The following is a 24,246-nucleotide window of genomic DNA, read 5'->3' on the forward strand; positions in this document are numbered from 1 at the left end:
GGAGACGAAGACGATGTATGACGACCATTACGGATTGAGCGGACGCCCGTTCGCGCTGACGCCCGATCCGAAATTCTGGTTCGATACCGCCACCCACCGCAAGGCGATGGCGTATCTCGGCTATGGCCTGAGCCAGGGGGAGGGCTTCATCGTCATCACCGGCGATGTCGGCGCGGGCAAGACCACGCTCGTCGGCCATTTGATGGCGACGATCGATCGCGAGCGGCTGCACGTGATCAAATTGGTGTCCAGCCAGGTCGATGGCGACGATTTGTTGCGCATCGTCGCGACCGGGCTGGGGGTCGAGACCGCGGGCCTGATGAAGGCGCAATTGCTCGTCGCGATCGAGCGCGGGCTGCATTCGGTCGCGCGCTCGGGCCGCCGCACCTTGCTGATCGTCGACGAAGCGCAGGCGCTGCACACCGGCGCGCTCGAAGAATTGCGCATGCTGTCCAATTTCCAGGCCGGCGGCCATGCGCTGCTGCAGATCTTCCTGCTTGGCCAGCCGGAATTCCGCGCTGCGCTCCATGGCGGCGACCGGCTCGAACAGCTCCGCCAGCGCGTGATCGCGATGCACCATCTCGACCCGATGGGCGCCGAAGAGGTCGAGCCCTATGTGCTGCACCGCATGTCATTGGTTGGCTGGAATGGCCGTCCTAAATTCACTGCCGATGCTTTCGCCGCGCTCTATCGCGGATCCGACGGCGTGCCGCGCCGGCTCAACCAGCTGGCGGGGCGCGTCTTGTTGTTCGGCGCGATCGAGCAGGTCGACGTAATCGACGCCAAGGTGGTCGATGCTGTGATCGCCGACATCACCGGCGACATGCCTGCTCCCAGCGCGCCTGCGCAATGGCCGGTCGTTGCCGCGCCTGAGCCTAAGCCTGAGCCCGAAATCGTCGCGGCGCCGGAGCCGATCAAGGCCCCAGAGCCGGTCGCGATGCGCGAACCTCTCGCGGCGGTCGAACCGGCGGCGGCCGCCAACGATCCCAAGCCTGCGCCGATCGAGATCGCGCATGACCGTTTCGCGGCGATCGAGGCGCGGCTCGAGGAACAGGATGCGGCGTTGCGCCGGGTGCTGGCATTGCTGGTTGACTGGGTCGAGGGTAACGAGGCCGCGGCAGCGCGCGGTGGCCGCGCGGCCTGACGCGCGACGGGAGCGGCATCATGCGCAACGGCCTGTCGGTCGACGTCGAGGAGTGGTTTCAGGTCGGCGCCTTCGAACGCGTGATCGCCAAGGCCGATTGGGACGGTCTGGACAGCCGCGTCGCCTACAATACCGGCAAGGTGCTCGACCTGTTCGGCGAGACGGGGGTCAAGGCGACCTTCTTCACGCTGGGCTGGGTGGCCGAGCGAAACCCTGCGCTGATCCGCCGCATCGCCAATGAGGGGCATGAGGTTGCCAGCCATGGCTGGGACCATGACCGCGTTTTCACGATGAGCGCCGACGCCTTTCGCGCCGATCTGAAGCGCGCCCGGGCCGCGCTGGAAGATGCATCGGGCCAACGCGTGACCGGGTATCGTGCCCCGAGCTTTTCGATCGACCAGCGCACGCCCTGGGCGCATCAGGTGCTGGCCGAGGAAGGCTATGCCTATTCGTCGAGCGTCGCCCCGCTGATCCACGACCATTATGGCTGGGCCGACGCGCCCAGGCATGCCTATCGCCCGGTCACCGGATCTGACTTGATCGAGCTGCCGATCACGCTCGCCGATGTCGCTGGGCGCAAGATCACTACTGGCGGCGGGTTCTTCCGCTTGTTTCCGGCGGCGATTACCGATCGCGCGGTGACGCGCGCCAATCGCGACGAGCATCGCCCGGCGGTGTTCTATTTCCATCCCTGGGAGGTCGATCCCGATCAACCGCGTGTCGCGCGCGCGCCGATCAAGTCGCGATTGCGCCATTACAGCCGACTCGGTGCGATGGCGGGCAAATTGCGTGGGCTGGTGAAGCGCCACGATTGGGGTCGCGTCGATGCGGTCGTCGCCGTCGAAGCGGAGCGCCTGCAATGACGATGCCGTTGGTCTCGACTCCGGTAGCGATCAGCGCCGCCGATCTGGCTCAGGCTGGCGAGCGTGCGCGGATCGATGCCTATGTCCGCGCGCATGCCGACGCGACACCGTTCCATCTCACGGGCTGGAATGTGGCGGTCGCGCGCGCCTGTGGGCAAACCGCGCATTGCCTGATCGCCGAATATGCCGACGGCACGATCGCCGGCATGTTGCCGTTGACCGAGATCCGCTCGCCCTTGTTCGGCAAGGCGCTCGTGTCGGCCGGCTTCGCGGTCGATGGCGGTATCCTGACCAGCCGCGACGCTGTGGCCGACGCGCTCGCCGCCTCGGCCTGGGCGCTGGCTGAGAGGCTCGGTTGTCCCAGCCTCGAGCTGCGCGGCGGACCCGCACCGGGCGAGGGCTGGATCGTCGACGAGACGACATACCTGGGCTTTGCGCGCGATCTCGCCCAGGACGACGAGGCCGAACTGCTAGCGATCCCGCGCAAGCAGCGCGCCGATGTCCGCAAGTCGCTCGACGCAGATCTGGAGATCGCGATCGGCAGCACGCCGCGCGATCTGGCGATGCATTATGCGGTGTTTTCGGAATCGGTGCGCAATCTCGGCACGCCGGTATTCCCGGCCAAATTGTTTCGCGAGGTTGCCGCCGAATTGAGCGAGCACGCCGATGTCGTGACCGTGTCCAAAGACGGCAAGCCCCACGCCAGCGTATTCAGCCTCTACCTCAACGGCACTGTCTATCCCTTTTGGGGCGGCGGCACGCGCGAGGCGCGGTCGCTCAAGGCCAATGACCGGCTCTATTACGAGCTCATGCGCCATGCCCGTGGACGCGGCTGCACGCGCTACGATTTCGGGCGCTCGAAGGCGGGGACCGGCGTTGCCGCGTTCAAGAAGAATTGGGGATTCGAGGGCGTGCCGCTGCGCTATGCCAAGCGCGTGGCCGCCGGCCAGACGCCGCGCGAGATGAACCCGATGAGCCCGAAATATCGGCTGCAGGTCGTGGTTTGGAAGAAGCTGCCCCTGTGGCTCGCCAATGCGATGGGACCGGTGATCGCCAAAGGCCTCGGCTGATGGGCGACATCCTATTCCTCGCGCATCGATCGCCATTCCCGCCCGATCGCGGCGACAAGATTCGCGCGTTCAACGTGCTCAAACACCTTGCCGCGCGACATCGCGTGCACCTCGTTGCGTTCGCCGACGATCCTCGCGACCTCAAGGCGAAGAAGGGGCTGGTGGCGTTCACCGCGAGCCGGTCGATCCTGTGGCGCGGCAAGTCGCGACCACGGGCGTTGCTGGAGGCGTTGGCGCAGCGCCGTCCAGCCTCGCTGACCGCGTTCGACAATCACGCCATGCACGACGTCGTCGCCGACCTGTTGGACCGCCGCTCGATCGATACGATTTACGTCTTTTCGGGTCAGATGGCACAGTATGTGCCGGCCAAAACCCGCGCCCGCGTCATCATGGACTTTTGCGACATGGATTCGCTCAAGTTCGCCGACTACGCCAAGGCTTCACACTGGCCGATGCGCTGGCTAATGCAGCGCGAGGCGAACTTGTTGTTCCAGTTCGAGCGCCGGGTCGCGCGGCGCGTCGACGCCAGCCTGTTCGTCAGCGACGCCGAAGCAGAGCTGTTCCGCAAGCGCACTGGCGCCGCCAATGTCCAGGTGGTTGAGAACGGCATCGACACCGACTTCTTCGATCCCGCAGCGGCGTTTCGCCGGATCGATACCACCGGAAAGCTGATCGTGTTCACCGGCCAGATGGACTATCGCCCCAATGTCGAGGCAGTGACATGGTTCGCCGAAACCGTGCTGCCGCATATCCGCGTCGTCCATCCCGATGCCGTTTTCGTCATCGTCGGCCGTAACCCGACGGCTGCGGTCACCGCGCTGGCGAATCAGGATGGAATTCGCGTGACTGGCGAAGTTGCGGACGTCCGGCCGTGGCTGGACGCCGCCGCCTGCGTGGTCGCCCCACTCAAGATCGCGCGAGGCATCCAGAACAAGGTCCTCGAAGCCATGGCGATGGCGCGCCCGGTGGTGGCGAGCGGGCCTGCCGCCGAGGGGATCGACCATGACGGCACGATCCTGAGTGGCGACACCGTGGCGGAGGTTTCGGATGCGGTGAACGGGTTGTTGTCGGATGCGCACGACGCGGCCGCGATGGGGCGCAAGGCGCGCGAGCGGGTACAGGCACGCTACGGCTGGAGCGCCCGGCTCGCGCCGCTCGACGCCTTGATCGGATGGGGCACTAAGGGCGTGCCGCCAAAAGCCAAGGGACGGGTGGCGGCATGACCAGCATTGCGGGCTCCGCGCCTCGTCCCGGGCTGGTGATCGCCCCCGCCTGGCGACGTCCGCTGGCGGCGCTCGCGGCGGCGATGGCGGTGATCCTGTTGATGTTCCGGCATGATGTCGCGGCACTGGCCGAGCTCTATTGGACCAACACCACGTTCGGGCATTGCCTGTTCATCGCGCCGGTGGTCGGCTGGCTGGTGTGGATCCGGCGCGGCGAACTCGCGCAACTCAAGCCTCAAGCCTGGGCGCCTGGACTCGCGCTGGTCGCGGCCGGCGGATTTGGCTGGCTGCTCGGCGATGCCGGGGGCGTCTCGTTCGCGCGGCATCTGGGCGTGGTGATGATGCTGCAGGGCGCGGTGGTGACGGTACTCGGCCCCAATGTCTCGCGCGGGCTGCTCTTCCCGATCGCCTATGCGCTGTTTCTGGTGCCGTTCGGCGAATTCCTCGAGCCGCCACTCCAGACGATCACCGTATGGATCACGATGCATCTGCTCCATCTGGTCGGCGTCGCGGCAACGGTCGATGGCGTGCTGATCACTGCGGGGGACAAATATTTCGAAGTGGCGGAGGCATGCTCCGGCTCCAAGTTCGTGATCGCGATGATCGCTTATGGCGTGCTGGTCGCGAACCTTTGCTATCGCACCTGGCCGCGACGGATCGCGTTCATGACGATGGCGGTCATCGTGCCGGTGCTGGCCAATGGCGTGCGCGCGTTCGGGACGATCTATGCCGCGGTGCTGACCAGCGTCGAACAGGCGACGGGGTACGACCATATCGTGTTCGGCTGGGTGTTCTTCGGGCTGGTGATGGCGGCGGTCCTGGCGATCGGCTGGAAATGGTTCGACCGCGCGCCCGACGCGCCGGCATTCGATCCGGCGCGACTGCAGGGGCCGGTCCGCTGGCCGCTCGACACGATCGTCGCGGCGCTACTGGTGCTCGCGGTCGCGGCGGCTTTCCCCGGATGGTCGACGGCGATCGCCAGCCGCGCACAGATACTGCCCCAGCATATCGACTTGCCGCAGGTGGCGGGCTGGAAACGCGCGCCGGTCAGCACCCGCGCGCCCTGGGCACCGACCTATCCTGGCGCCGACCATCAATTGTTCGGCCGCTATGTCGATGGTGCGGGCAATGCCGTCGATCTGGCGATCGCGGTCTATGGCAGCCAGCATCAGGGCAAGGAGATTGTCGGCTTCGGCATCGGCATCATGCAGCAGGATGATCGCTGGGTTCGGGTCGAAGACCTCGACGATCTCAACGGCGGCAGCGTCATGCGGATCACCGCACCGGGACCGGTGGAGCGTCAGGTCGCGACGTGGTACCGGATCGGCAATGTCCTTACGTCCGATCCCAAAATCGTGAAGCTCGAAACGCTCAAGGCCAAGCTGCTGGGTGGACCGCAGCGCGCGGTCGCGATTCATGTTTCAGCCGAAACGCTGCCCGGCCACGACCCGCGCGCGGCGATGGCGACGTTCCTCGCGGCTTTGGGGCCGCTCGACCGATTGGCGGATCGCAGCGCGGGGATGGCCCGGTGACAACTCCCGTCATCCCAGCGAAAGCTGGGATCTCTAGAGTTATGGCGACATTGCCTGAGACCCCAGCTTGCGCTGGGGTGACGAGCACGAATACGGGGGTCGGTCGGTAACATGTGCGGTATCGCCGGGATCTATCACCCCGGAACTCCCAAACCAGTCGATCGCGCCCGCGTGCTGGCGATGGCCGATGCCCAGGCGCATCGCGGCCCCGATGGTGCTGGCGTATGGACCGCATCGGGCGTCGGCCTGTCGCACCGCCGTCTGGCGATCATCGACGTCGCGGGCAGCCCACAGCCGATGCACGACGGCGATCTGACCGTCACCTATAATGGCGAGATCTACAATTTCGCCGAGATCCGTGCCGAGCTCCAGGCGATGGGGGCGCGGTTCGTCACCAATGGCGATACCGAAGTGCTGCTCCATGGCTGGCGGCAATGGGGCCCGGCTATGCTCGATCGCCTCAACGGCATGTTCGCCTTCGCGCTGCACGATGCCGGACGACAATGCCTGTTCCTGGCGCGCGACCGGCTGGGGGTGAAGCCGCTCCATTATGTCGTGCTGTCCGACGGGTCGGTGGCGTTCGCGTCGGAGTTGAAGGGCTTGCTGGTGCACCCGCTGCTCCGTCGCGCGCCCGACCTCGCCGCGATCGAGGATTTCATGGGGTTGGGCTATGTTCCCGACGATGCCTGCGTCGTCGCCGGCGTGAGGAAACTGCCTGCCGCGCACTATCTGATGCTCGAACGCGGGCGACCGGTGCCGGCGCCGCGACGCTGGTGGGATCTCGACTTCACCAACCGCGCGAGCGGATCGCTCAAGGACCTCGAGGCCGAATTGGTCGACCGCATGCGCGCCGCGGTGAAGCTGCGGATGGTGTCCGACGTGCCGCTTGGCGCGTTCCTTTCTGGCGGGGTCGATAGCTCGGCAGTGGTCGCGCTGATGGCCGAATTGTCGAAGGGCGCGGTCAAAACGTGCACGATCGGCTTCCGGGAAGCCGGACATGACGAGCGCGCTTATGCCGAGGCGATCGCGCAACGCTATCACACCGATCATCGCGAGCGTGTCGTCGCCGCGGACGATTTCGCGCTGCTCGACCGGCTGACCAGCGCGTTCGACGAGCCTTTCGCCGATGCCTCCGCGCTGGCGACGTTCCGCGTCTGCGAACTGGCCCGCGAGCAGGTAACGGTGGCACTGTCGGGCGACGGCGCCGACGAGGCGTTTGCGGGTTATAGACGCTACAAATTCCAGGCAGCCGAAGAACGCGTGCGCTCGCTCTTGCCGCGCGAAATGTCCGCTAATGTATTCGGAACATTGGGACGGCTCTATCCGAAGGCCGACTGGGCGCCGCGCCCGTTGCGCGCCAAGACGACCTTGCTCGCTTTGGCCGAGGATGGCGCGACTGCCTATGCCCGTTCGGTGGGAGTAACGACGCCGACACTGCGCGAGAAGCTGTTCACCGCCGAGGCCTGGCGCCAGCTTGGCGGCCATCGCGCCGAGAATCGCTATATCGCGACGATGCGTGACGCGCCGGCGCGCGATGCGCTCGACCGCGCGCAATATGCCGATATCCAGCATTGGTTGACCGGCGACATCCTGACCAAGGTCGATCGCACCAGCATGGCGGTCAGCCTGGAAGCGCGTGAGCCGCTACTAGACTATAAATTGATGGAATTCGCGGCGACCCTGCCAGTGTCGATGCGGTTGCGGCGCGGGCAGGGCAAGTGGCTGATGAAGAAGGCGATGGAGCGGTATCTGCCCGACGATATCCTCTATCGGCCCAAGATGGGGTTCGTGACGCCGATCAGCGCCTGGTTCCGAGGTGCGCTGGCCGACGAGGCGGCCGGTCTGGCGCGTTCACCGCGGCTGCTGCAATGGTTCGATAGTAGGATGATCGAACGGATCGCCGCAGAGCACAAGGCGGGCCGTGCCGAACATGGCCGCACGCTGTGGCAATTAGTGACACTCGACCGGAGTTTGGCGCGGTTGTTCGGGTAAGCAATTCCCTTCCTGCTTGCGGGAGGGGAGAAACGTTCACCGCAATTTCGCGATCGATAGCCCGTCTTCCTTCGCCCGCTGCTTGACCGACTCCTCGCTCCTGGTCAGCGCCTTGGCGATCGCCTTCAGCGCCATGCCTTTCTTGGCCAGTGTATGGAGTTTCTGGATTTCGTCCTGCCGCCAGGGCTGACGGTGGCGCTCGAATTTCTCAGCCATGATGCCAACCGAACACCGCCATCGCGGCATGCAAAGTCAGGGCGATGAGGCACAAGGTCGCCAGCATGAAGATCGTGAAGCGGATCGAGACCTTGTTGACCGTCGCTTGCCACAGGCTGTGCGCGATGCGCAGCGCGACATAGGCCCAGGCGATCCAGGCATTGATCCCGTCACCGGTGCCGGTAAAGGCAATCACGAAGGATACCGCGTAAAAACACGTCGGTTGTTCGAACAAGTGATTGTAATTGTGCGCCTTCCATTGTGCCTGCGGAGGAAGAACGCCGTCGGCGTCGCTGCCCTTGCCGCCCTTCAACTTGGTCATGTCGATCCCGGCCGCCTTCATCGCCGGCAACCGCACCGCCATCATCCAGACGAGCATCACCAGCGTCCAGGCGATCAGGACGACGACCGGCTTCAGGATCTCGCTGTGCATGAAGAGCCTCCCCCAGACTATTGTGCCGGGAAGCTGCATCAACCGGTTCGCGATTGCAACGGATTGCGCGGGCTCAGCCCGGTCGTCGGGAATCGAAGGCGGCGCGCGCTGCGTCGATCCGCTCGAGATTGTCCTTCGCCCAGATCCACACGCTGCAAAACGCCTCTCCGAGCGAGAAGCCGAGATCGGTCAGGCGATACTCGACCCGCGGCGGGATCACCGGGTGCACGGTGCGCACGACCAATCCGTCGCGTTCCATCTGACGCAGAGTCTGGGTCAGCATCTTCTGGCTGATCCCGGGTACTTCACGACCGACCTGGGTGAAGCGCAACTCGCCCTGTTCGGCGAGGACATCGAGGATCAGCATCGTCCATTTGTCCGCCACCCGACCGATCACTTCGGTCACCAATGCTTCTACACGCGGATCGATGTCGGTCGGCCAAGGCAGATGAGGCGGGGCGGGAGCGTTCATCGCGTCACTCTCTTTTGGGTAAGTATAAATCTTTTTGGTGCCTTCTTTCATGTGGAGAGTATAGGCGTACATCGCTGCCATCAACCCCAGGCAGGAGCGATCCGATGAAAAGCAGCAACAACACCATCCTCATCACCGGCGGCGGGTCGGGCATCGGCGAAGCGCTGGCGCACCGGTTCCATGACGCGGGCAACGTCGTGATCATCGCCGGCCGGCGACAGGACGCGCTCGACGCGGCGGCGGCGGGGCGGCCCAATATCCATACGATGACGCTCGACGTCGAAAGCGCCGCAGGCGTGGCCGACTTCGCTTCACGCGTGCTCGCGAGCTTCCCGGCGCTCAACGTGCTGATCAACAATGCCGGGATCATGCGGTTCGAGGCGCTCGATCAAGGCCGCGATCTGGCTGATGCCGAGGCGACGATCACCACCAACCTGCTCGGCCCGATCCGGCTGACCAATGCGCTGATCGATCATTTGCTCGCGCAGCCCGATGCGACGATCGTCAACGTTACCTCGGGACTGGCGTTCGTGCCGTTGGTTGCCACACCGACCTACAACGCGACCAAGGCGGCGATCCATTCCTACACCATCGCGATGCGTGCCGCGCTGGCCGGCAAGGTCGAAGTGATCGAACTGGCGCCGCCCGCGGTGCAGACCGGTCTCACGCCGGGACAGGAAACGCTTGCGGGCTATCAGCCGCTCGACGAGTTTGCCGATGAAGTAATGGCGCTGTTCGGCCAACAGCCGACGCCGCCAGAGATCCTCGTCCAGCGCGTGGGCTTCCTGCGCAATGCCGAGCGGGAGGGGCGTTTCGATGCGACGCTCGCCCAGCTCAACGATTTCGTCAACCAGGCGCGCGAAGCGCAGAACTGAGACCTCGAAGAAGGGCAGACGACATGCCGTTCGCCAATTTCAAGCTGCCCGAGGCCGCGCTGTCGACCGCGCAAAAGGCCGATCTCGCCCACCGCACGACCGACATGCTGGTCGAGTTCTTCGGTGAGGGGGCTAGGGCGCATACGATGGTGTTGATCGAGGAAGTCCGCGACGGAGGTTATACCCGCGCCGACTAAGTGTTCGTGGTGCCGGAAGCGTATCGGGCGCGAGATTAACCAAAACTCCCTCTCCCCCTGTGGGAGAGGGAGGGAGCCGACATAGTCGGCGGAAGGGTGAGGGAGACTCTCGGAGGCACTTTCCCCCTCATCCTTCCCACTCGCTACGCGAGCGGGCCCCTTCCTTCTCCCACAAGGGGAGAAGGAGTTGGGAGCCTCAGGCCGCGAACAGCTTCGCCCAGCGGCGCTCCGGCCGGTCCTTCCACAGGCCGCGATGATAGGCATCGCTCGCTAGCAGCGGCATCACCGAGCCGGCTTCGGCGAACACCATCTGCTCGATGCCGGTGTTGACCTTGCCCCAGCTCGCCGCTTCCTGCAGCGTCGAGGACGAGCAGGCGCCGTCGCGGACGTCGGCGACGGTGATCTGCACGGCATATTTGTGCACTTCGACATCCTCGTGACCGAGGATTTCGGCGCACACCACGGTGTCCTGGACGAAGTTCTTCGGCACGCCGCCGCCGATCATCAGCAGGCCGGTGGTGCCCGCCTGGATCTTGATCTCGGTCAGCTCGCGGAAATCGGCGATCGCGTCGAGCACCATATACGGCAGGCCTGCCTTGGCGCGGTCGACCTGATGCTTGACCAGCCCGAAGCCGGCCGAGGAGTCGACGAACGCCGGGCAGAAGATCGGCACGTCATGCTCGTAAGCGAGCTTGACCAGGCTGTTGTCCTTCTTGCCGTGCTCGGCGAGATATTTGCCCATCTCGCGGATGAAGGCGCGGCTCGAATAGGGCTTTGCCTCCAGGCTGTCCGCGATCTTCAGGATCGTATGGTCGCAATCCTGGAGCTGCTCCTCGTCGATATAGGTGTCGTAGATGCGGTCGATATAGAGCGAGCGCAGCGTATCATCATCCGGGATTTCAAGCGCTTGATAGTGCTTGTGGCCAAGGCCTTCGAAGAAATCCATGTCGACGATCGAGGCGCCGGTCGCGACGACGACGTCGACCATCTTGTTGCGGATCAGTTCGGCATAGAGGTCCATGCAGCCGCCGGCTGAAGTCGATCCGGCGATGACCAGGACGACGGTGCAGTCCTTGTCGGCCAGCATCTGGTTGTAGATCTTGGTCGCGCGGCCGAGGTCGCGGCTGGTGAAGCTCATGTCACTCATCGCGTCGACGATCGGACGCGCGTCGAACGAGGTGATGTCGATATGCTTGACCGTCTTCGACAGCAATTCCGCCTTGCGGGTGTCGTTGATCGGCGCATTGGCGGCCGCGGTCTTGGTCAGGGTGTCGGTCATGGGTCTGTTCCCGTTTTCTCATGCCGCCGTCGTTATGGGGACGCGGAAACCCGTAAAATTCCCCTCCCGCCTGCGGGAGGGGTTAGGGGAGGGCGTGTCTGAGGGACGGCGCTCTCGAATAACGAGCCCTCCCCCGACCCCTCCCGCAAGCGGAAGGGGAGAGGAAGGCCGTTAGCTTTGAGCCGTTACAGCTTTACGACGTTCGACGCGACCTCGCGGTCCTCGCTCATGTAGAGCGAGGCCATCGGCTCGTCGTCGACGATCACCGTCTCGTCCGATCCGAAGCCGTTGAACGCGGTGCGCATCGCAGAGCCGTACGCGCCGAGCATCCCGATTTCGAGATAGTCGCCCGCGCGCACGTCCGCCGGCAGCATGAACGGCCCGCGCATATGGTCGAGATCGTCGCAGGTCGGGCCGTAGAAGCTGTACGCCATGTCCTTGGCGTGGCTGTCGGGCTCGCGCAGCAGCGTGACGGGGAACCGCCAGGCGATATGCGCGGCGTCGAACAACGCGCCATAGGCACCGTCGTTGATGTACAATTCGTCGCCCCGGCGCTTTTCGACGCGCACGATGATCGAGCTATACTCGGCGCACAGCGCGCGACCCGGCTCCGCCCAGAGTTCCGCCGAATAGGAAATCGGCAGGCTCTCGAACGCGCGATGGATCGTCTCGAAATAATGTTCGAGCGGCGGGGGCTCCATGCCGGGATAGGTCGACGGAAAGCCGCCACCGACATCGACGACGTCGACCGTGACGCCGGCCTCGACGATCGCTTGGCGCACGCGCTCCATTGCTTCGGCATAGGCCGCGGGAGTCATCGCCTGGCTGCCGACATGGAAGCAGATGCCCAAAGCGTCGGCGATCTGCCGCGCCTGGAACAGCAATTCCTTCGATTCGCCCGGCGCCACGCCGAACTTCGACGCGAGGCTGAGCTTCGAATGCTCGGACGAGACGCGCAGGCGCACGCACAGCGTCAGGTCGCTCGCGCCGTGAGTGGCGCGGACGATCTTGTCCAGTTCCTCGATCGAATCGAGGCTGAACGTCTTCACGCCATGGTTGAAATACGCCTCATGGATCGCTTCCTCGGCCTTGACCGGGTGCATGAAGCACAAGGTCGCGTCGGGCAGCGTGCGCCGCACCAGCCGCACCTCGGCGATCGAGGCGACGTCGTAATGCGTGATCCCGTTGTCCCAGAGGATCTGGATCAATTCGGGCGATGGATTCGCCTTGACGGCATACATCGAGCGGCCCGGAAACTTCTCAACGAAGAATCGGGCGGCGCGGGCAGCCGCATGCGGACGAATGAGCGTGACCGGAGCAACCGGCCGCTGATCAAGAGCAATCCCGCGGGCGGAATTACCAGGGGCTTTCGCTAGCCCCAGCGCGCTATGATGCTTGTGCAACTCAAGGGACCTCCAAGTGGCTTGCGCCGTACGGTGAAATGCTGCCTTGCGGTTGGAAGTCCCATGGGGCAGCGGGAAGCGGGCAGATAAGGTCCAAAGATTACCAAGTAAAGACTTTTTGGAACCGATTTTGACGAGCGGAGATGAAAAGTGACGATCGTAAGACAGCCGACGCGGGCAGGGGTTCGGGACGCAGCAGCGAAGATCGCCGCGATCCTGGCGCCGACGCCACTTTTCACGCATGAAATCAATGGCGTGACGATCGCCTTCAAAGCGGAGTCGCTGCAGCCGATCGGTGCGTTCAAGCTGCGCGGGGCGTGGCACCGCCTCACCGCGTTGGATGATCATCAGCGGGCGAAAGGCGTGGTGGCTTTCTCATCGGGCAATCACGCCCAGGGAGTCGCCTGGGCGGCGAAGCGATTGGGCATCCCCGCCACGATCGTAATGCCGTCGGACGCGCCCAAGGCGAAGCGCGACGGTACGCTGGCGCTAGGGGCGGAAATCGTTCCCTATGATCGCATGAGCGAGGATCGCGTGCGGATCGCCGCGGAACTGGCCGAAGCGCGCGGCGCGGTGCTGGTGCCGAGCTTCGACGATCCCTGGATCATCGAGGGCCAGGGTAGCGCGGGGATCGAGGCGCGACGGCAGATGGAGGCGATCGGGCTGGGCGAACCCAGCCATGTCGTGATTCCCTGCGGCGGCGGCGGGCTCGCCGCGGGAATCGCGCTTGGCCTGACTGAAGCCAGGATTACCGTGGTCGAACCCGAAGGCTGGGACGATATGCGCCGCAGCCTCGAGGCGAGCTGGATCGAACCGGTCGGCCCCAATCCGCCGCCGACCGCGTGCGACGCCCTACAAACGCCGGTCGTCTCGCCGCTGACCTTCGAAGTACTGGCACGGCGCGACGCCAAGGGCGTGGCCGTCAGTGAGGCGGAGGTTCGCGCGGCGCAGCGCTGGGCAGCGAGCAAGCTGCATCTCGTGGTCGAGCCGGGTGGAGCGGTCGGATTGGCGGCGCTGCTCGCCGGCAAGGTGGCCGCCGAGCCTGGCATGCTGGTCATCCTGTCGGGCGGCAATGTCGACATCGACGCCTATGCCAAGGCACTGGCCCCCGAACCCGCCGAGGCACCGGCTTTCCCGGCGCTGAGCGAAAGCGAATCGTGAGCGGCATGCAGGACATGGCCTATGCCGTCGCGATGATCGCGGCGGCGATCCTGGTCTATTTCGGCGTGCGATTGAGCCTCCGGCCCGACACGCGGACCAAGGGCATGCTAATGGTGGTAATGGCGGTGGTGCTGGTGGGGAACGTGCTGGTCTGGACGCTGTAGATCCAGTCCGGAAGAGACAGGCAGCGCTCGATTCCCCCACAAGCGAATTCGCGAGGGAATCTCAGCCCACTTCCCGCCTGAGCGCGTCGATCATGCCCGGAACCGCGGTCAGGCGCGCTTCCTCTTCGTCCAGGATCGCGTGGAACGCATTGCGCTTGATCGCGGCGACGCGCCCCGGTTTCATCCGTACGCGCGGCGGCAGCGCGGACACGATGATGTCGATCATCCGTTCGGCACCGTGCAGCCGGCCCCACAGATAGTCGTTTTCCCGATAGGCGCGGCTGAAGAACGCGCCGAAGCTGTTGAACTGGATGCCTTTCAGCGTTGCCTCGGCGCCGCCGGTGCGGATCGCCGCGGCGTCCTCCGGTGCGATGCGGTCGACCTTGATCGGATCGAATTCGTCGAGCCCTTCGCCCTGGAGCAGCGGCAAGGTCGCAACGTCGAAAAAGGGGAAGCCGAGATAGCTGAGCAGCAACGGCCGCTTCACGTCCTTGGCCATGCCGGCAAAGGCGTCGGCGAGCTTGGCGTCGGTGTCGTCATCAAGTTCTTTGAGGTTGAGCGATGCCGCCAGCTTTTCGAGCAATGGCGCGGCGTCGTTGTGCAGGCTGCGCACGTCGCGGCGCAAGGCGAGGTGCGTGTCCGTCCGCTTGGCCTCGAGATAAGCGGCGAGCGCGTCGTAGATCGCGTCGCGTGCGGCGGTCAGTTGCTCCTCCGATAGATCGTCTTCCAGTTCGGCGAGCCGGCGCGCGACCAGCCGCAGCCGGCGGATGCGGAAGCCGAGGTCGAACGAGCGCAGGAACAGGATCGCCGATTCGCTGGCTTTGCCGGCAAAAGTCAGCCCGCCATCCCTGGCCTGCACTGCCGCTTCGACCGTCTGGCGGATGCGGATCAGGCGGTCGGCCCCGGTCTCGCCACCCACGGCGTGGAGCAGGTTGCTGATCAGGTCGATGACGCCCGCGACCTTGAGATGGCCGTAAGCAGCATAAGCATAACCCGATTTCGCGGCGGCGGCATTCTGCGCCTTGATGCGCCAGTTCTTGAGCCGCGTCGCCGTCGGCGAGTCCATGAACAGCGTATAGTCGAACAGGCTTTCGATCTGCGACTCGACCTCGGGCCGGATCGACCGCGTGATCGCGCGCATATTCTCGATCCGCTGGCTGCGTTCCTGGATTTCCTCGAGATTGTCGCGGATCGGCTGTTGCCGGGGAATTTCGGAGATCGCGCCGATAATCGTCTGGAAAAAGCCCGGTGAGGGCGCGGCGGTCGTACCGAAATGGAAACCGGCGCCAGGCGAGGGGTCGATATAGATGAACCGCCGATCGATCTCGCGCCGCGCCGGGCGTTCGCGCAGCGCGTCGATCGCCGGGCGGAACGGCGCGTTGACCAATACCGACCCATCGATCAGCACCGCACTGTCGATCGCGTTGACGGCATATTGCCGTGGCAGCGCGCGTTCCAGGAACGTCTCGCGCGTCGGCCATGTCATTTCCCGGTCGACCAACACCTTGTCGAGCTCGGCGACGGTGAAGGGTGGGAAGGCGCCGGGGAAGCTCGACGTGGCGCGGGCGGCAAAGACGAGTTCGGCGGGATCGGCGAACCCGCCCGTGCCGTGATCGGTGAACGGTATGACCAGGCGGTGTTCGGTTTCCAGCACTTCGGGCGGCGAATTGAGTTCGAGTCGTTCGGGATGGCCGCGGAAATCGGTGACGGTGACGAACAGGTCGAGCGGTTGCCCGGCCGGCAGCAATCGACCGTCGCCGCCGCCTTCGGCCATCGCCGCCAGTGCGTCGAGCACCAGATTGGTGAAGCGCTCGCCGCCGAACGGCGGTTCGAACCAGCGCGAGCGGACGAAATGGGATAACTTGCGCTCGACTTCGGCGCGGGCTTCGGAATCGACCAGCTCGTCGACCCGCGCCGCACCGCGCCGCTGCGCCATCCAGGCGATCGGCAGCGCCCAGACCTTGGCGAACCGATGCGACGGCGCCGCCTTGGGATCAAGCAAGGCCTCGATATCGGCGACGTCGAGCCACAATTGGGTCAAGGGCTCCAGGCTTTGCCCGGTCGCCAAGGCCTGGGCCAGGAACACGCCGTTGATCCCGCCGGCGCTCGCGCCCGCGATGATGTCGGGAAGCACGCGGAGCCGCATGCCGGCTTCGTTTTCGATCTCGCTCAACAATGCGCAATAGATGGGCTCGGTCGATTTGACGTGCGGCGCCCGGCCCGAATGATAGGCGCGGCTGGCCCGCGCCAGGCGCCAGATCTCCTTGGTGATGCCGTGCATATAGACCGCCAGGCTGATCCCGCCGTAGCAGACCAGCGCCATGCGCAGTTCCTTTTCGCGCGTCATGCCGGCTCCACCTTCGCCCAGATCGGCAGATGGTCGGATGCCCATCGCGATGCGTGGCTGACATGCACCCCGCAATCGACGATCGCCAGATCGGGCGATGCCATGATGCGATCAAGCCGTCCGACCGGCCGCCGCGCGTGGAAGCTGGGCCCGGTTGCGGCGAAGTGGAAGCGCGTGCCGAAATCCTTGAGGCAGCCCGATGCGCGAGTCCATTCGTTGAGGTCGCCCATCATCACCGTCGGCAATTGATGCGTGCTGGCGTCGAGATGCGCCAGGATCGCGTCGGCCTGGCGCCGCCGCATCAGCCCCGACAGATCGAGGTGCATGCCGACCACGCGGATCGCCTGGCCACCGATGCGCAGATCGGCCATCACCGCGCCGCGCGGCTCCAGCGTGGGCAGATGGATCGCCTCGCAATCGATCACCTGGACATCGCGGCGGACCAACAGGACATTGCCGTGCCACCCGCTCGACAAGGGGCGCGATCCGAACGGCAACGCCTTCCATGCGCCATGGTCGGACAAATGATCGGAATTCAGGATCGCCGCGCGCCGGCCGAACCGGCGGTCCGCCTCTTGCAGCGCGATCACGTCGGCATCGATTTCGTGCAGCACCGCCAGAATCCGCTCCGGGCTGCGGATGCGATCGGTGCCGACCCCTTTGCGGATATTGTAGCTCGCGACCTTGATCATTGGAGTTTGTGTGAACGCCTCCGATTAGTGCGAGTTGCAGAGGACTAGCCCAATTGACCGGTGCATGTCATCCCGCAGGCGTCATGATCGACCAGAACTCCGCCAATTCGATCGCCGATGTCGCCCGCGTCCGGGCGTTGCTGATCCAGGCGGCCAAAGCGGGCGAGGCGATCAGCTATTCGCACCTGCTCGCGCAATTGGGGCACCGCTTCACCCGGCCCAAGATGCGCGCGGTGTGCAAGACGCTCGACGTGATCGACGAAGCCGCGATCGCCGCGGGTGAGCCGGAACTCGCGGTTTTGGTCGTGCGCGAGTCGGACGGTCTGCCCGGGCAAGGCTGGTGGGGTGGGGCGCGGGCGTTCGTGCTGGGGTATGACGGGCCGTGGACGGGGCCTCAGGCGACGAAGTTGGTCAGGGAGCAGCAGCAGATCGCGTTCGATTATTGGCGAGGTCGGGACTGATTTAGCGATGCGGACGAGCCGATGGCGGCGACTTGGAAATTTCTATTTGATGAGAGCAATTTCGAATGAGCAATCAAAACGATAAAGACTTCTCCGTGTTGGTGATCGCTTCCGCCATTAGGGCGATCCGCGAGTTACAGAGTATCATCGATATCGCTGGCACCAACGATGAGACGAAGGAAAAGCATAAGAATACGACCGGAGCGGCTGCGGCAATTATCTTCGACATAATGGACACGCTGGTCGTGCCAACCGAAGCGGCTTATCCGGAGCTAAAAGAGGAGATGCATCGAAGAATTTCGCTCTTCGGAAGGTGTTTCTAGACCTCGGTTCAGGCTTTAGTTTCCGCCCCAGAACCCCCGTTGTGGCGCACTCAGGACGCCACCCACGCAACCGAAGCCGCCTTCGCGATCCTGCGCCAGCCACAGCGGGCCGTCGAGATCGGCGAATACGCTATCCACCGCGATCATCATTGCCGGCGCGATCGATAGCGAGGAGCAGATCATGCAGCCGGTCATCACGTCCAGTCCGAGCCGGCGCGCTTCTTGGGCCAGCTCGAGCGCCCCGGTCAGGCCGCCGGCCTTGTCGAGCTTGATGTTCACCACGCCATAGCCATCCGGCAACGCCGCGAGGTCGGCCGCGGCGTGGACCGATTCATCGGCGGCGATGGGGATAGCGGAGACGAGCCCCGTCAGCGCGGCATCGTCCGCCGCCGGCAGCGGCTGTTCGAGCAGGTCGACTTTCAGCTCGAGAAGCAGTTCCTGGAGCGACCGCACCTCGTCGATCGTCCAACTCTCATTGGGATCGACGATCAAGCGGGGCAGGGGGGCGGTGTCGCGGACCGCGCGCAATTGCGCGGCGGGGTCGCTGCGGTCGACCTTGACCTTGATCAGCGGCACGTCGGCGAGCGCGGCCGCCGCGACGCGCATCCGGTCGGGCGTGTCGAGACCCACGGTCATCGCCGTCGCGATCGGGCCAATCGGCTGTTTCAGGCCGATCATCGTCGCTACGTCGCTGTTCGCCAGGCGCGCTTCGAGGTCCCACAACGCGCAATCGACCGCGTTGCGCGCGGCGCCCGCAGGCATCAGCCGCAGCAGTTCGTCACGTCCGACACCGCTTTCGAGCGCGTCTCGTACCGCGTCGATCGCGGCGATCGTGCTGTCGACCGTTTCGCCATAGCGCGGATAGGGAACGCATTCGCCGCGCCCGGCCACGCCGTCCTGCTCGATCCGCACGGTCACCACCTCGGCGGCGGTCTTGGTCCCGCGCGAGATACGAAACGGGGTGCAGAGCGGGAAGATCTCGGGCTGGATCGATATCGTGCGGCGCATGGCGGCGATCAGGCGACTTGCCGGGTGCCGGCGCGGGCTGGCGCACCGAGCAATGTGTCGAGGATGGCATCGACGCCGAACCGGAACGGATCGGAACAGGGCAGGCTCATCTCGTCCGAGGTCCGGGCGCAGAGCGCGCGCGCCTCATCCTCGGGCATGGCGGAGGTGTTGAGCGCGATGCCCACCGCCCGCACCTTTGGGCTGGTCAGCCGGGCGACCTGCAGATTGGCGTCCAGACACTCGGCGAGGCCGGGCAAGCCGAAATGCGGCAGCCCGCGCATATGCTCGCGCACCGGGTCGTGGCACATCACGATCGCCTCGGGTTGCGCGCCATGCAGCAGACCGGTGGAAACCCCCGCGAAGGACGGGTGGAACAAGGATCCTTGGCCTTCGATCAGATCCCAGCCGTCGTCGCTCCGCGCGGGCGAAAGCTGCTCGATCGCGCCCGAGATGAAATCGGCGATCACCGCGTCGAGCGGCACGCCGCTTCCCGCCACCAGGATGCCGGTCTGGCCGGTGGCGCGGAAATCGGCCTTGATGCCGCGCTCGACCAGGGCGCGCGTCAGGCACAAAGTGGTGTACATCTTGCCAACCGAGCAATCGGTGCCGACGGTCAACAAACGATTGCCCGCGCGCCGCTTGCCGTTGCCGACCGGGATGCCGGGTTGCGGGTCGCGCACGTCGTGGAGCGCGCGCCCGAGCAGCCTCGCCGCCTCGACCAGCCGCGGCTCATCCTTCAGGCGCTGATGGAGACCCGATGCGATGTCGAGCCCCGCTTCCATCGCGGCGATCGCATCGGCGACCATGTCCTCGCCCAGCGTGCCGCCGGCATTGGCGACGCCCAGGATCAGCGTCCTGGCGCCGGCCGCCACCGCGGTTGTGAAATCCATCCGGGGCAAGTCGAGCGTGAGCTTGCAATCGTCGTGGCGGAATTCGCCGACGCACACTTCCGGCCGGAACACGGCCAGTCCGCGCGACGTCTTGATGCCGGCATGGTCGTTCGAGTGACCCAGATACAGAAGGTAAGGCGTGGCGATCATGTCGGTTCGGCTGCAAATTTTCAGGGAGGACAAGCTGTATCGCCGCGCCAGGACGAGCCCCAATATTTAACGCCACGACCCCTATAGCGTAGGGCTATAGCTTATCGATCACGTCCGCCAGAAGGTCGAGGAATTCGGAGGCGGTGTGGGTCGGCGGGCGGTCCTGCATATAGACGGCGTTGATATCGAAGGTGATCGCCGGCTGGAGCGGGCGTGACGCGAGTCCCGTTGCAACCGATGCCTGGGCAGTGAAATTATCGACGATCGCCATGCCGACGCCGGCGCGGACCAACGCGGCGGCGACATAGTAAGTGCGCGCCGACACGACTTCGTCGAGCACGACGCCCAATTGATTGAGTTCGCTTGACAACATGCGCCCGATCGGCCCCGACTGCACCGGGCTGATGAACTTTTGCTCGCGCAGATCGGTCAGATGAATACGCGACGGCGCGTCGGGGAAATCCTGTTCGCGATAAAGCACGACCAGTTCGCCCTCGCCGATCACCTGGTGCCCGACCGGGGCGGCTGGCGGGACTTCGTAGCTGATCGCGATATCGGTCTCGCGCTCGTACAATTTGCGCACCATTTCGTCGTGATGCAGCGTCTGCAGGTCGAACAAGATGTCCTCATGCCCGCGCAGGAATTCGGCAACCGCGTCGGGGATGGCGCCCAATCCGAGTGAGGGAAGCGCCGAGATGCGCAACAGGCTGCCCCGACCAAGCCGCATATTGTGGCACGCCTGGCGCAGCGACCGCACGCGGTCCTGGATCTCCGACACTTCGCCGAACAGCGCACGCGCATCCTGTGTCGGAATCAGCCGCCCTCGGGCGCGCTCGAACAGCGGCAAGCCGATCGAATCCTCAGCGTGGCGGAGCACCTTGGTGACCGAGGGCTGAGAGACGTTGAGCGAGCGCGCCGCAGCGCTGACGGTGCCGTGCAGATAAACAGCGTGAAAGACTTCGAGCTGGCGCAGATTCATGTCTTGGCCCTCTTGATACCCGCGCCCAAACGCCCGGTCATCGAGCGCCGGTCAGAGGTCATCGCATCGTCGGTCGCGGACGCTAAAGACCTGGGAAGGGCGCGGTTTTCCCTGCCTATTCCCTAAAGCTATGGATTGCAAAACTCGCGCGGAGCAGCACCCCGAAAAGAGGAGGGGCGCCGCGCGGCTTTCGGCCATGCGGCGCCCCAGGGGAGGGACTCTTGATCAGCGCAGCTTGATGCGAACGCCGACGCGGAAGGTACGTCCGAGCATGTCGGAATAGGTGGTGTTGGCGGCCAGGCCGGTTTCGGGAACCAGTAGCGGCCAGCGGTTGAAGAGGTTGGTCACGTTGACGAAGAACTCGGCGTCGGACGTGTTGTTGATCTTCACCCGCTGCGTCAGATTGAGATCGACGTAGAACAGCCCCGACACATGGTTGTTGTCGTAAGTCGGGAAATTCGTGGTCGAGACCGGGCAGCTGGTCGAGCATTCGATGCCGTTGGAGGCGTATTTGCCCGAACTCACGCCACGCGCCACTGCAGTGATCGACGTGGTCGGGAAGTCGAGCGTGCCGCTGAAGTGGAAGATCCAGCTCGGCGTGCTGCCCTGGCCGCCGTTCACGCCCGCGGTGTTGACCGCCACCGATCCCTGAACGCCCGCGTAGAGCAAATTGTCGAGATAGTTGGTCGCAGTCCCCCGCAGGGTAAAGCTGGTCGCGCTGCCGAGGGGCACGCGATACGCCGCTTCGAAGTCGATGCCTCGCACGAGCTGCCGCGAGAAATTGAACGGCTGGGTACGGAACAACAATTTCGACGGATTGGTCGGATCGACCGTATAGCCCGCACAGAAGTCCTGGTTGCCCAGCGAGCACAGGTTGATGATGTCCTGCGCGCCGAACGATCCGATCGCATCTTTGATCTCGATCCGGAAATAGTCGATCGATGCGTTGAAGCCGGGCAGGAACCTCGGCGTGATCACCGCGCCGATGTTCCAGGAGTCCGACTTTTCGGGTTTCAGATTGGGATTGCCGATCACCGTTGCCGAATAGGCATAGGTTGCCGGTCCCTTCGACGGATCATTCGCATCGTAGAAGGGGTTGCGAACGGAATCGCTGTTGGAACCGCCGGATTGATAGAGGTCGCTGAGGTTGGGCGCCCGAATGTCACGCGAACGGGTGATGCGGAAACGAATGTCCCTGATCGGCTGCCAGGTCGCCCCCGCCTTCCACGTCGTGACATAGCCCGCGGTCGAGTAATCCGTCGCGCGCACCGCGCCGTTGAACTCGAGACCCAGGCCGAGCGGCACGACGGTTTCGAGATAGGCTTCCTTCACGTTGTAGCGGCCATTAGTCGGCAGATAGTTGCCAACCGACCAGCGGTTCGTGGTGGAGATTGCCACCCCGTTCGCGTCGCGGTTGATGATCGGTTGATACTGATCTGGGACGGACCCCTTGATACTCTCTTCCCGCCATTCGGCGCCGACCGACACGCTGACGTCACCCGCCCAAGTGGCGAACGGGGTCACCGCCAGGTTGAGTCCAGCGACCTTCTGCTCGGCGATTTCGTTACGCTCCGGATTGCCCAGGACGTACGAGAAAGCAGCCGGGTTAGCGACGCCGATGCCAAGCCGGTTGAGTGGGATGCAGCCATTGGTCGGATTGGTCAGCGACGACCGGCACACGATCGTGCCCGCTGCCACGCCGAGGGCGTTGCCGGCCGGTGCGAACACCGCGTCGGTCGCGTTCAGCATGTTCTGCGTGTTCATGATGTTGGTCAGCTGCTCGCGCATATCGGTGCGGCCATATTGGGCGTAGATGTCCCAATGAGCGTCTTTGCCGAACGCCTGGAACTTGCCGTCGGCACCGATGACGTAGCGCTGGACCTTCCGCTCGTTGTTGACGCCGCGATAGGGCAAGTCGGCAGCGGTCGTAGCGACCGTCACGCCGGTGATGCCGGCAAGCTGCGCCGCACCGAGTTCCTGGATCAGATAGGCGTTATCCGGCTTGTAGGCGATGCCCGTGGACAGGTTCGGGCCGGCGTTGAACACCGACTTGCCGCGATTGTACGATCCCTCGAAATAGATTTCGGCATTGTCGGTGATATCGTAGCTCAACCGGCCGAAGACGCCGTACCGGTTCTCTTCGGGCATCAGGCCGATGCGGCGACCCGAATCGTTCACCTGCCAGTCGCCGCCCTGGGTGAGGGAGGGACCGGACGCCCCGGTTATCGCCGGATACGTCAGCGCGCCGAACTGATAGTGATTCACCGAGCCGCCCTGGCCGAAATAGATGCCCCGCAGGCTGTTGGCGGTAGTCCCGGTCGACCCGGTGATGAGACCGCCCGGCGTCGAGTTGGCAGCGCCGACCTGGCGAAGCGTTGTCAGATATTGCGGTGCGGTGGTGCTGTTGGTCGACCAGGCGGGGTTTGTGATGCGCACATAGCCGGTGGCATTCCAGGCGCGATCGACACTGAAGATGCCGTCCTGGTGGGCGAGTTCGCCGTTTACCACGACATGCCCGCGGCCGCCCGCGAACGACGTCCCGGCGGTGATGGTGAACCGGTAATTGCTGCCATCGCCATAGGTCGTGACGCCGCTGTCGGCCGAGACCTTCAGGCCTTCATACTTCTTGTCGAGGATGAAGTTGACCACACCGGCGACCGCGTCCGAACCGTATGCCGCCGAGGCGCCGCCGGTAACGATCTCGACGCTCTTCACCAGGCCTTGCGGGATCGTGTTGATGTCTACGATGTCGTTGACCGTCGAGCCGACCGAGCGGCGGCCGTCGATCAATACTAGGGTCCGTGTGCCGGTCGACTGGTTGTCGAGGTTGCGCAGATTGAGCGCGTTGATACCGGCTTGGCCACTCGACAGGTTGAGGCGCGAGTTGGCAGGCCTGGTCGAGCCGGCGAGCGCGGGAAGGCTGTTGACGAAATCGGCCAGGTTGTTGGTCGGCGACTGCGTTTCGATCTCTTTCTGCGACAGCACCGTCAGCGGCTGCGGCGACTGAAATCCGCTGCGCACAATGCGCGAGCCGGTGACGACGATGTCCGAATCGTCGATCGGCGCCGCGGCCGGTGCATTTTGCGGTGTTGCCTGGGCGTCCTGCGCCGGGGCTGCCTGCGCAAAGGCCGGCGCACTGTGGACGACGGCCAATGCCGTCATGGCCAGACCCGCCGCGTAACGGCGGTCGATCCGCGGATGAATACGCCCGAAAATAGACATTCAAACAACCCCTTTGGCTTGCGATCAGGCCGGTATGGAGGAACTCCTCCGACGTGCGTGGCGCGTCGAGACCCGATTTCGTAGCTTGGACCATGTGGCTGTCGACCAGCCCATGTGTCCCACCTGCATTTGTCGGCGGGACGTACCGGA

23 protein-coding genes are annotated in these 24,246 nt (G+C 64.7%); 12 read left to right on the forward strand and 11 right to left on the reverse strand.

Annotated features, from left to right (window positions below):
* Window positions 1–13 precede the first annotated feature (13 nt).
* The 6 genes from SMA01S_RS09100 to SMA01S_RS09125 all read left to right on the forward strand — a co-directional run bounded on the left by SMA01S_RS09100 (window position 14) and on the right by SMA01S_RS09125 (window position 7,824).
* Window positions 14–1,144 (forward strand): AAA family ATPase, encoded by a 1,131-nt coding sequence (locus SMA01S_RS09100; protein ID WP_066820557.1) that lies wholly within the window; start codon window positions 14–16, stop codon window positions 1,142–1,144.
* 20 nt (window positions 1,145–1,164) lie between these two features.
* Window positions 1,165–2,007 (forward strand): XrtA system polysaccharide deacetylase, encoded by an 843-nt coding sequence (locus tag SMA01S_RS09105; protein WP_066820559.1) that lies wholly within the window; start codon window positions 1,165–1,167, stop codon window positions 2,005–2,007.
* Window positions 2,004–3,077, forward strand: coding sequence for a FemAB family XrtA/PEP-CTERM system-associated protein (locus SMA01S_RS09110; RefSeq protein WP_066820561.1), 1,074 nt, complete (start codon window positions 2,004–2,006; stop codon window positions 3,075–3,077). Before SMA01S_RS09105 ends, SMA01S_RS09110 begins: the two co-directional genes overlap by 4 nt.
* Window positions 3,077–4,300, forward strand: a complete 1,224-nt coding sequence (locus tag SMA01S_RS09115) for a TIGR03087 family PEP-CTERM/XrtA system glycosyltransferase (protein WP_066820562.1) — start codon at window positions 3,077–3,079, stop codon at window positions 4,298–4,300. The genes SMA01S_RS09110 and SMA01S_RS09115 overlap by 1 nt, the downstream gene beginning before the upstream one ends.
* A complete protein-coding gene (gene xrtA, locus SMA01S_RS09120; protein WP_066820563.1) occupies window positions 4,297–5,832 on the forward strand; it encodes an exosortase A in 1,536 nt (511 codons plus the stop codon). The genes SMA01S_RS09115 and xrtA overlap by 4 nt, the downstream gene beginning before the upstream one ends.
* A gap of 111 nt (window positions 5,833–5,943) precedes the next feature.
* Window positions 5,944–7,824 carry an XrtA/PEP-CTERM system amidotransferase gene (locus SMA01S_RS09125; RefSeq protein WP_066820564.1) on the forward strand — a complete coding sequence of 627 codons (1,881 nt, stop codon included), beginning with the start codon at window positions 5,944–5,946 and terminating at the stop codon, window positions 7,822–7,824.
* Window positions 7,825–7,860: 36 nt separating this feature from the next.
* On the opposite strand, the gene SMA01S_RS09130 is transcribed toward SMA01S_RS09125, so the two are convergent.
* The 3 genes from SMA01S_RS09130 to SMA01S_RS09140 all read right to left on the reverse strand — a co-directional run bounded on the left by SMA01S_RS09130 (window position 7,861) and on the right by SMA01S_RS09140 (window position 8,945).
* The gene (locus SMA01S_RS09130; RefSeq protein WP_066820566.1) at window positions 7,861–8,040 is read right to left on the reverse strand and encodes a hypothetical protein; all 180 of its coding nucleotides are present in this window, start codon (window positions 8,038–8,040) and stop codon (window positions 7,861–7,863) included.
* Window positions 8,033–8,473 carry an MAPEG family protein gene (locus SMA01S_RS09135; RefSeq protein ID WP_066820568.1) on the reverse strand — a complete coding sequence of 147 codons (441 nt, stop codon included), beginning with the start codon at window positions 8,471–8,473 and terminating at the stop codon, window positions 8,033–8,035. The genes SMA01S_RS09130 and SMA01S_RS09135 overlap by 8 nt, the downstream gene beginning before the upstream one ends.
* Window positions 8,474–8,546: 73 nt before the next feature.
* The gene (locus SMA01S_RS09140; RefSeq protein WP_066820714.1) at window positions 8,547–8,945 is read right to left on the reverse strand and encodes a winged helix-turn-helix transcriptional regulator; all 399 of its coding nucleotides are present in this window, start codon (window positions 8,943–8,945) and stop codon (window positions 8,547–8,549) included.
* Between the two features lie 104 nt (window positions 8,946–9,049).
* Here SMA01S_RS09140 and SMA01S_RS09145 point away from each other — a divergent pair, with 104 nt between their 5' ends.
* Together SMA01S_RS09145 and SMA01S_RS09150 are read left to right on the forward strand one after the other, a co-directional pair.
* A complete protein-coding gene (locus SMA01S_RS09145) occupies window positions 9,050–9,820 on the forward strand; it encodes an SDR family oxidoreductase (protein WP_066820570.1) in 771 nt (256 codons plus the stop codon).
* A 23-nt stretch (window positions 9,821–9,843) separates the two neighbouring features.
* Complete coding sequence (locus SMA01S_RS09150) at window positions 9,844–10,017, forward strand: tautomerase family protein (protein ID WP_066820572.1); 174 nt, start codon at window positions 9,844–9,846, stop codon at window positions 10,015–10,017.
* Window positions 10,018–10,213: 196 nt separating this feature from the next.
* Here the strand turns inward: SMA01S_RS09150 and SMA01S_RS09155 are convergent, their stop codons facing one another.
* Window positions 10,214–11,296 (reverse strand): 1,9-bis(guanidino)-5-aza-nonane synthase, encoded by a 1,083-nt coding sequence (locus SMA01S_RS09155; RefSeq protein WP_066820574.1) that lies wholly within the window; start codon window positions 11,294–11,296, stop codon window positions 10,214–10,216.
* Between the two features lie 185 nt (window positions 11,297–11,481).
* Entirely contained in the window at window positions 11,482–12,699 is a 1,218-nt protein-coding gene (locus tag SMA01S_RS09160; protein ID WP_084250208.1) for a type III PLP-dependent enzyme domain-containing protein, read from the reverse strand.
* A gap of 150 nt (window positions 12,700–12,849) precedes the next feature.
* On the opposite strand from SMA01S_RS09160, the gene SMA01S_RS09165 reads away from it, so the two are divergent.
* Both SMA01S_RS09165 and SMA01S_RS24810 read left to right on the forward strand, forming a co-directional pair.
* Window positions 12,850–13,860, forward strand: a complete 1,011-nt coding sequence (locus SMA01S_RS09165) for a threonine ammonia-lyase (RefSeq protein ID WP_066820577.1) — start codon at window positions 12,850–12,852, stop codon at window positions 13,858–13,860.
* Between the two features lie 5 nt (window positions 13,861–13,865).
* Window positions 13,866–14,024 (forward strand): hypothetical protein, encoded by a 159-nt coding sequence (locus SMA01S_RS24810; protein WP_218016861.1) that lies wholly within the window; start codon window positions 13,866–13,868, stop codon window positions 14,022–14,024.
* Window positions 14,025–14,085: 61 nt separating this feature from the next.
* Here SMA01S_RS24810 and SMA01S_RS09170 read toward each other — a convergent pair whose 3' ends face one another.
* Together SMA01S_RS09170 and SMA01S_RS09175 are read right to left on the reverse strand one after the other, a co-directional pair.
* A complete protein-coding gene (locus SMA01S_RS09170) occupies window positions 14,086–16,371 on the reverse strand; it encodes a patatin-like protein (protein ID WP_066820716.1) in 2,286 nt (761 codons plus the stop codon).
* The gene (locus SMA01S_RS09175) at window positions 16,368–17,063 is read right to left on the reverse strand and encodes an endonuclease/exonuclease/phosphatase family protein (RefSeq protein ID WP_066820578.1); all 696 of its coding nucleotides are present in this window, start codon (window positions 17,061–17,063) and stop codon (window positions 16,368–16,370) included. Before SMA01S_RS09175 ends, SMA01S_RS09170 begins: the two co-directional genes overlap by 4 nt.
* 83 nt (window positions 17,064–17,146) lie before the next feature.
* Here SMA01S_RS09175 and SMA01S_RS09180 point away from each other — a divergent pair, with 83 nt between their 5' ends.
* Window positions 17,147–17,524 (forward strand): ribose-phosphate pyrophosphokinase, encoded by a 378-nt coding sequence (locus SMA01S_RS09180; RefSeq protein ID WP_066820580.1) that lies wholly within the window; start codon window positions 17,147–17,149, stop codon window positions 17,522–17,524.
* A gap of 65 nt (window positions 17,525–17,589) precedes the next feature.
* On the forward strand, window positions 17,590–17,847 hold the full coding sequence (locus SMA01S_RS09185) for a hypothetical protein (RefSeq protein ID WP_066820582.1): 258 nt from the start codon (window positions 17,590–17,592) through the stop codon (window positions 17,845–17,847).
* 15 nt (window positions 17,848–17,862) lie between these two features.
* Here the strand turns inward: SMA01S_RS09185 and dgcA are convergent, their stop codons facing one another.
* The 4 genes from dgcA to SMA01S_RS09205 all read right to left on the reverse strand — a co-directional run bounded on the left by dgcA (window position 17,863) and on the right by SMA01S_RS09205 (window position 24,096).
* A complete protein-coding gene (gene dgcA / locus SMA01S_RS09190; RefSeq protein ID WP_066820584.1) occupies window positions 17,863–18,855 on the reverse strand; it encodes an N-acetyl-D-Glu racemase DgcA in 993 nt (330 codons plus the stop codon).
* Window positions 18,856–18,863: 8 nt separating this feature from the next.
* A complete protein-coding gene (dgcN, locus tag SMA01S_RS09195; RefSeq protein ID WP_066820586.1) occupies window positions 18,864–19,895 on the reverse strand; it encodes an N-acetyltransferase DgcN in 1,032 nt (343 codons plus the stop codon).
* 94 nt (window positions 19,896–19,989) lie between these two features.
* A complete protein-coding gene (locus SMA01S_RS09200) occupies window positions 19,990–20,874 on the reverse strand; it encodes a LysR family transcriptional regulator (RefSeq protein WP_066820590.1) in 885 nt (294 codons plus the stop codon).
* Window positions 20,875–21,099: 225 nt separating this feature from the next.
* Complete coding sequence (locus SMA01S_RS09205) at window positions 21,100–24,096, reverse strand: TonB-dependent receptor plug domain-containing protein (protein WP_066820591.1); 2,997 nt, start codon at window positions 24,094–24,096, stop codon at window positions 21,100–21,102.
* Between the last annotated feature and the right edge of the window lie 150 nt (window positions 24,097–24,246).

Source organism: Sphingomonas mali NBRC 15500 (assembly GCF_001598415.1).
In the GTDB taxonomy this organism is placed as follows: Bacteria; Pseudomonadota; Alphaproteobacteria; order Sphingomonadales; family Sphingomonadaceae; genus Sphingomonas; species Sphingomonas mali.

Excerpts from the sequence above, each read along its gene's own strand:
- SMA01S_RS09170 (WP_066820716.1), bottom strand. The coding sequence starts at position 16,371 with ATGACGCGCGAAAAGGAACTGCGCATGGCGCTGGTCTGCTACGGCGGG.
- SMA01S_RS09115 (WP_066820562.1), top strand. The coding sequence starts at position 3,077 with ATGGGCGACATCCTATTCCTCGCGCATCGATCGCCATTCCCGCCCGAT.
- SMA01S_RS09200 (WP_066820590.1), bottom strand. The coding sequence starts at position 20,874 with ATGAATCTGCGCCAGCTCGAAGTCTTTCACGCTGTTTATCTGCACGGC.
- SMA01S_RS09100 (WP_066820557.1), top strand. The coding sequence starts at position 14 with ATGTATGACGACCATTACGGATTGAGCGGACGCCCGTTCGCGCTGACG.
- SMA01S_RS09135 (WP_066820568.1), bottom strand. The coding sequence starts at position 8,473 with ATGCACAGCGAGATCCTGAAGCCGGTCGTCGTCCTGATCGCCTGGACG.
- SMA01S_RS09105 (WP_066820559.1), top strand. The coding sequence starts at position 1,165 with ATGCGCAACGGCCTGTCGGTCGACGTCGAGGAGTGGTTTCAGGTCGGC.
- SMA01S_RS24810 (WP_218016861.1), top strand. The coding sequence starts at position 13,866 with ATGCAGGACATGGCCTATGCCGTCGCGATGATCGCGGCGGCGATCCTG.
- SMA01S_RS09110 (WP_066820561.1), top strand. The coding sequence starts at position 2,004 with ATGACGATGCCGTTGGTCTCGACTCCGGTAGCGATCAGCGCCGCCGAT.
- SMA01S_RS09125 (WP_066820564.1), top strand. The coding sequence starts at position 5,944 with ATGTGCGGTATCGCCGGGATCTATCACCCCGGAACTCCCAAACCAGTC.
- SMA01S_RS09180 (WP_066820580.1), top strand. The coding sequence starts at position 17,147 with ATGATCGACCAGAACTCCGCCAATTCGATCGCCGATGTCGCCCGCGTC.
- dgcN (WP_066820586.1), bottom strand. The coding sequence starts at position 19,895 with ATGATCGCCACGCCTTACCTTCTGTATCTGGGTCACTCGAACGACCAT.
- SMA01S_RS09145 (WP_066820570.1), top strand. The coding sequence starts at position 9,050 with ATGAAAAGCAGCAACAACACCATCCTCATCACCGGCGGCGGGTCGGGC.
- SMA01S_RS09140 (WP_066820714.1), bottom strand. The coding sequence starts at position 8,945 with ATGAACGCTCCCGCCCCGCCTCATCTGCCTTGGCCGACCGACATCGAT.
- SMA01S_RS09150 (WP_066820572.1), top strand. The coding sequence starts at position 9,844 with ATGCCGTTCGCCAATTTCAAGCTGCCCGAGGCCGCGCTGTCGACCGCG.
- dgcA (WP_066820584.1), bottom strand. The coding sequence starts at position 18,855 with ATGCGCCGCACGATATCGATCCAGCCCGAGATCTTCCCGCTCTGCACC.
- SMA01S_RS09155 (WP_066820574.1), bottom strand. The coding sequence starts at position 11,296 with ATGACCGACACCCTGACCAAGACCGCGGCCGCCAATGCGCCGATCAAC.
- xrtA (WP_066820563.1), top strand. The coding sequence starts at position 4,297 with ATGACCAGCATTGCGGGCTCCGCGCCTCGTCCCGGGCTGGTGATCGCC.
- SMA01S_RS09185 (WP_066820582.1), top strand. The coding sequence starts at position 17,590 with ATGAGCAATCAAAACGATAAAGACTTCTCCGTGTTGGTGATCGCTTCC.
- SMA01S_RS09205 (WP_066820591.1), bottom strand. The coding sequence starts at position 24,096 with ATGTCTATTTTCGGGCGTATTCATCCGCGGATCGACCGCCGTTACGCG.
- SMA01S_RS09130 (WP_066820566.1), bottom strand. The coding sequence starts at position 8,040 with ATGGCTGAGAAATTCGAGCGCCACCGTCAGCCCTGGCGGCAGGACGAA.
- SMA01S_RS09175 (WP_066820578.1), bottom strand. The coding sequence starts at position 17,063 with ATGATCAAGGTCGCGAGCTACAATATCCGCAAAGGGGTCGGCACCGAT.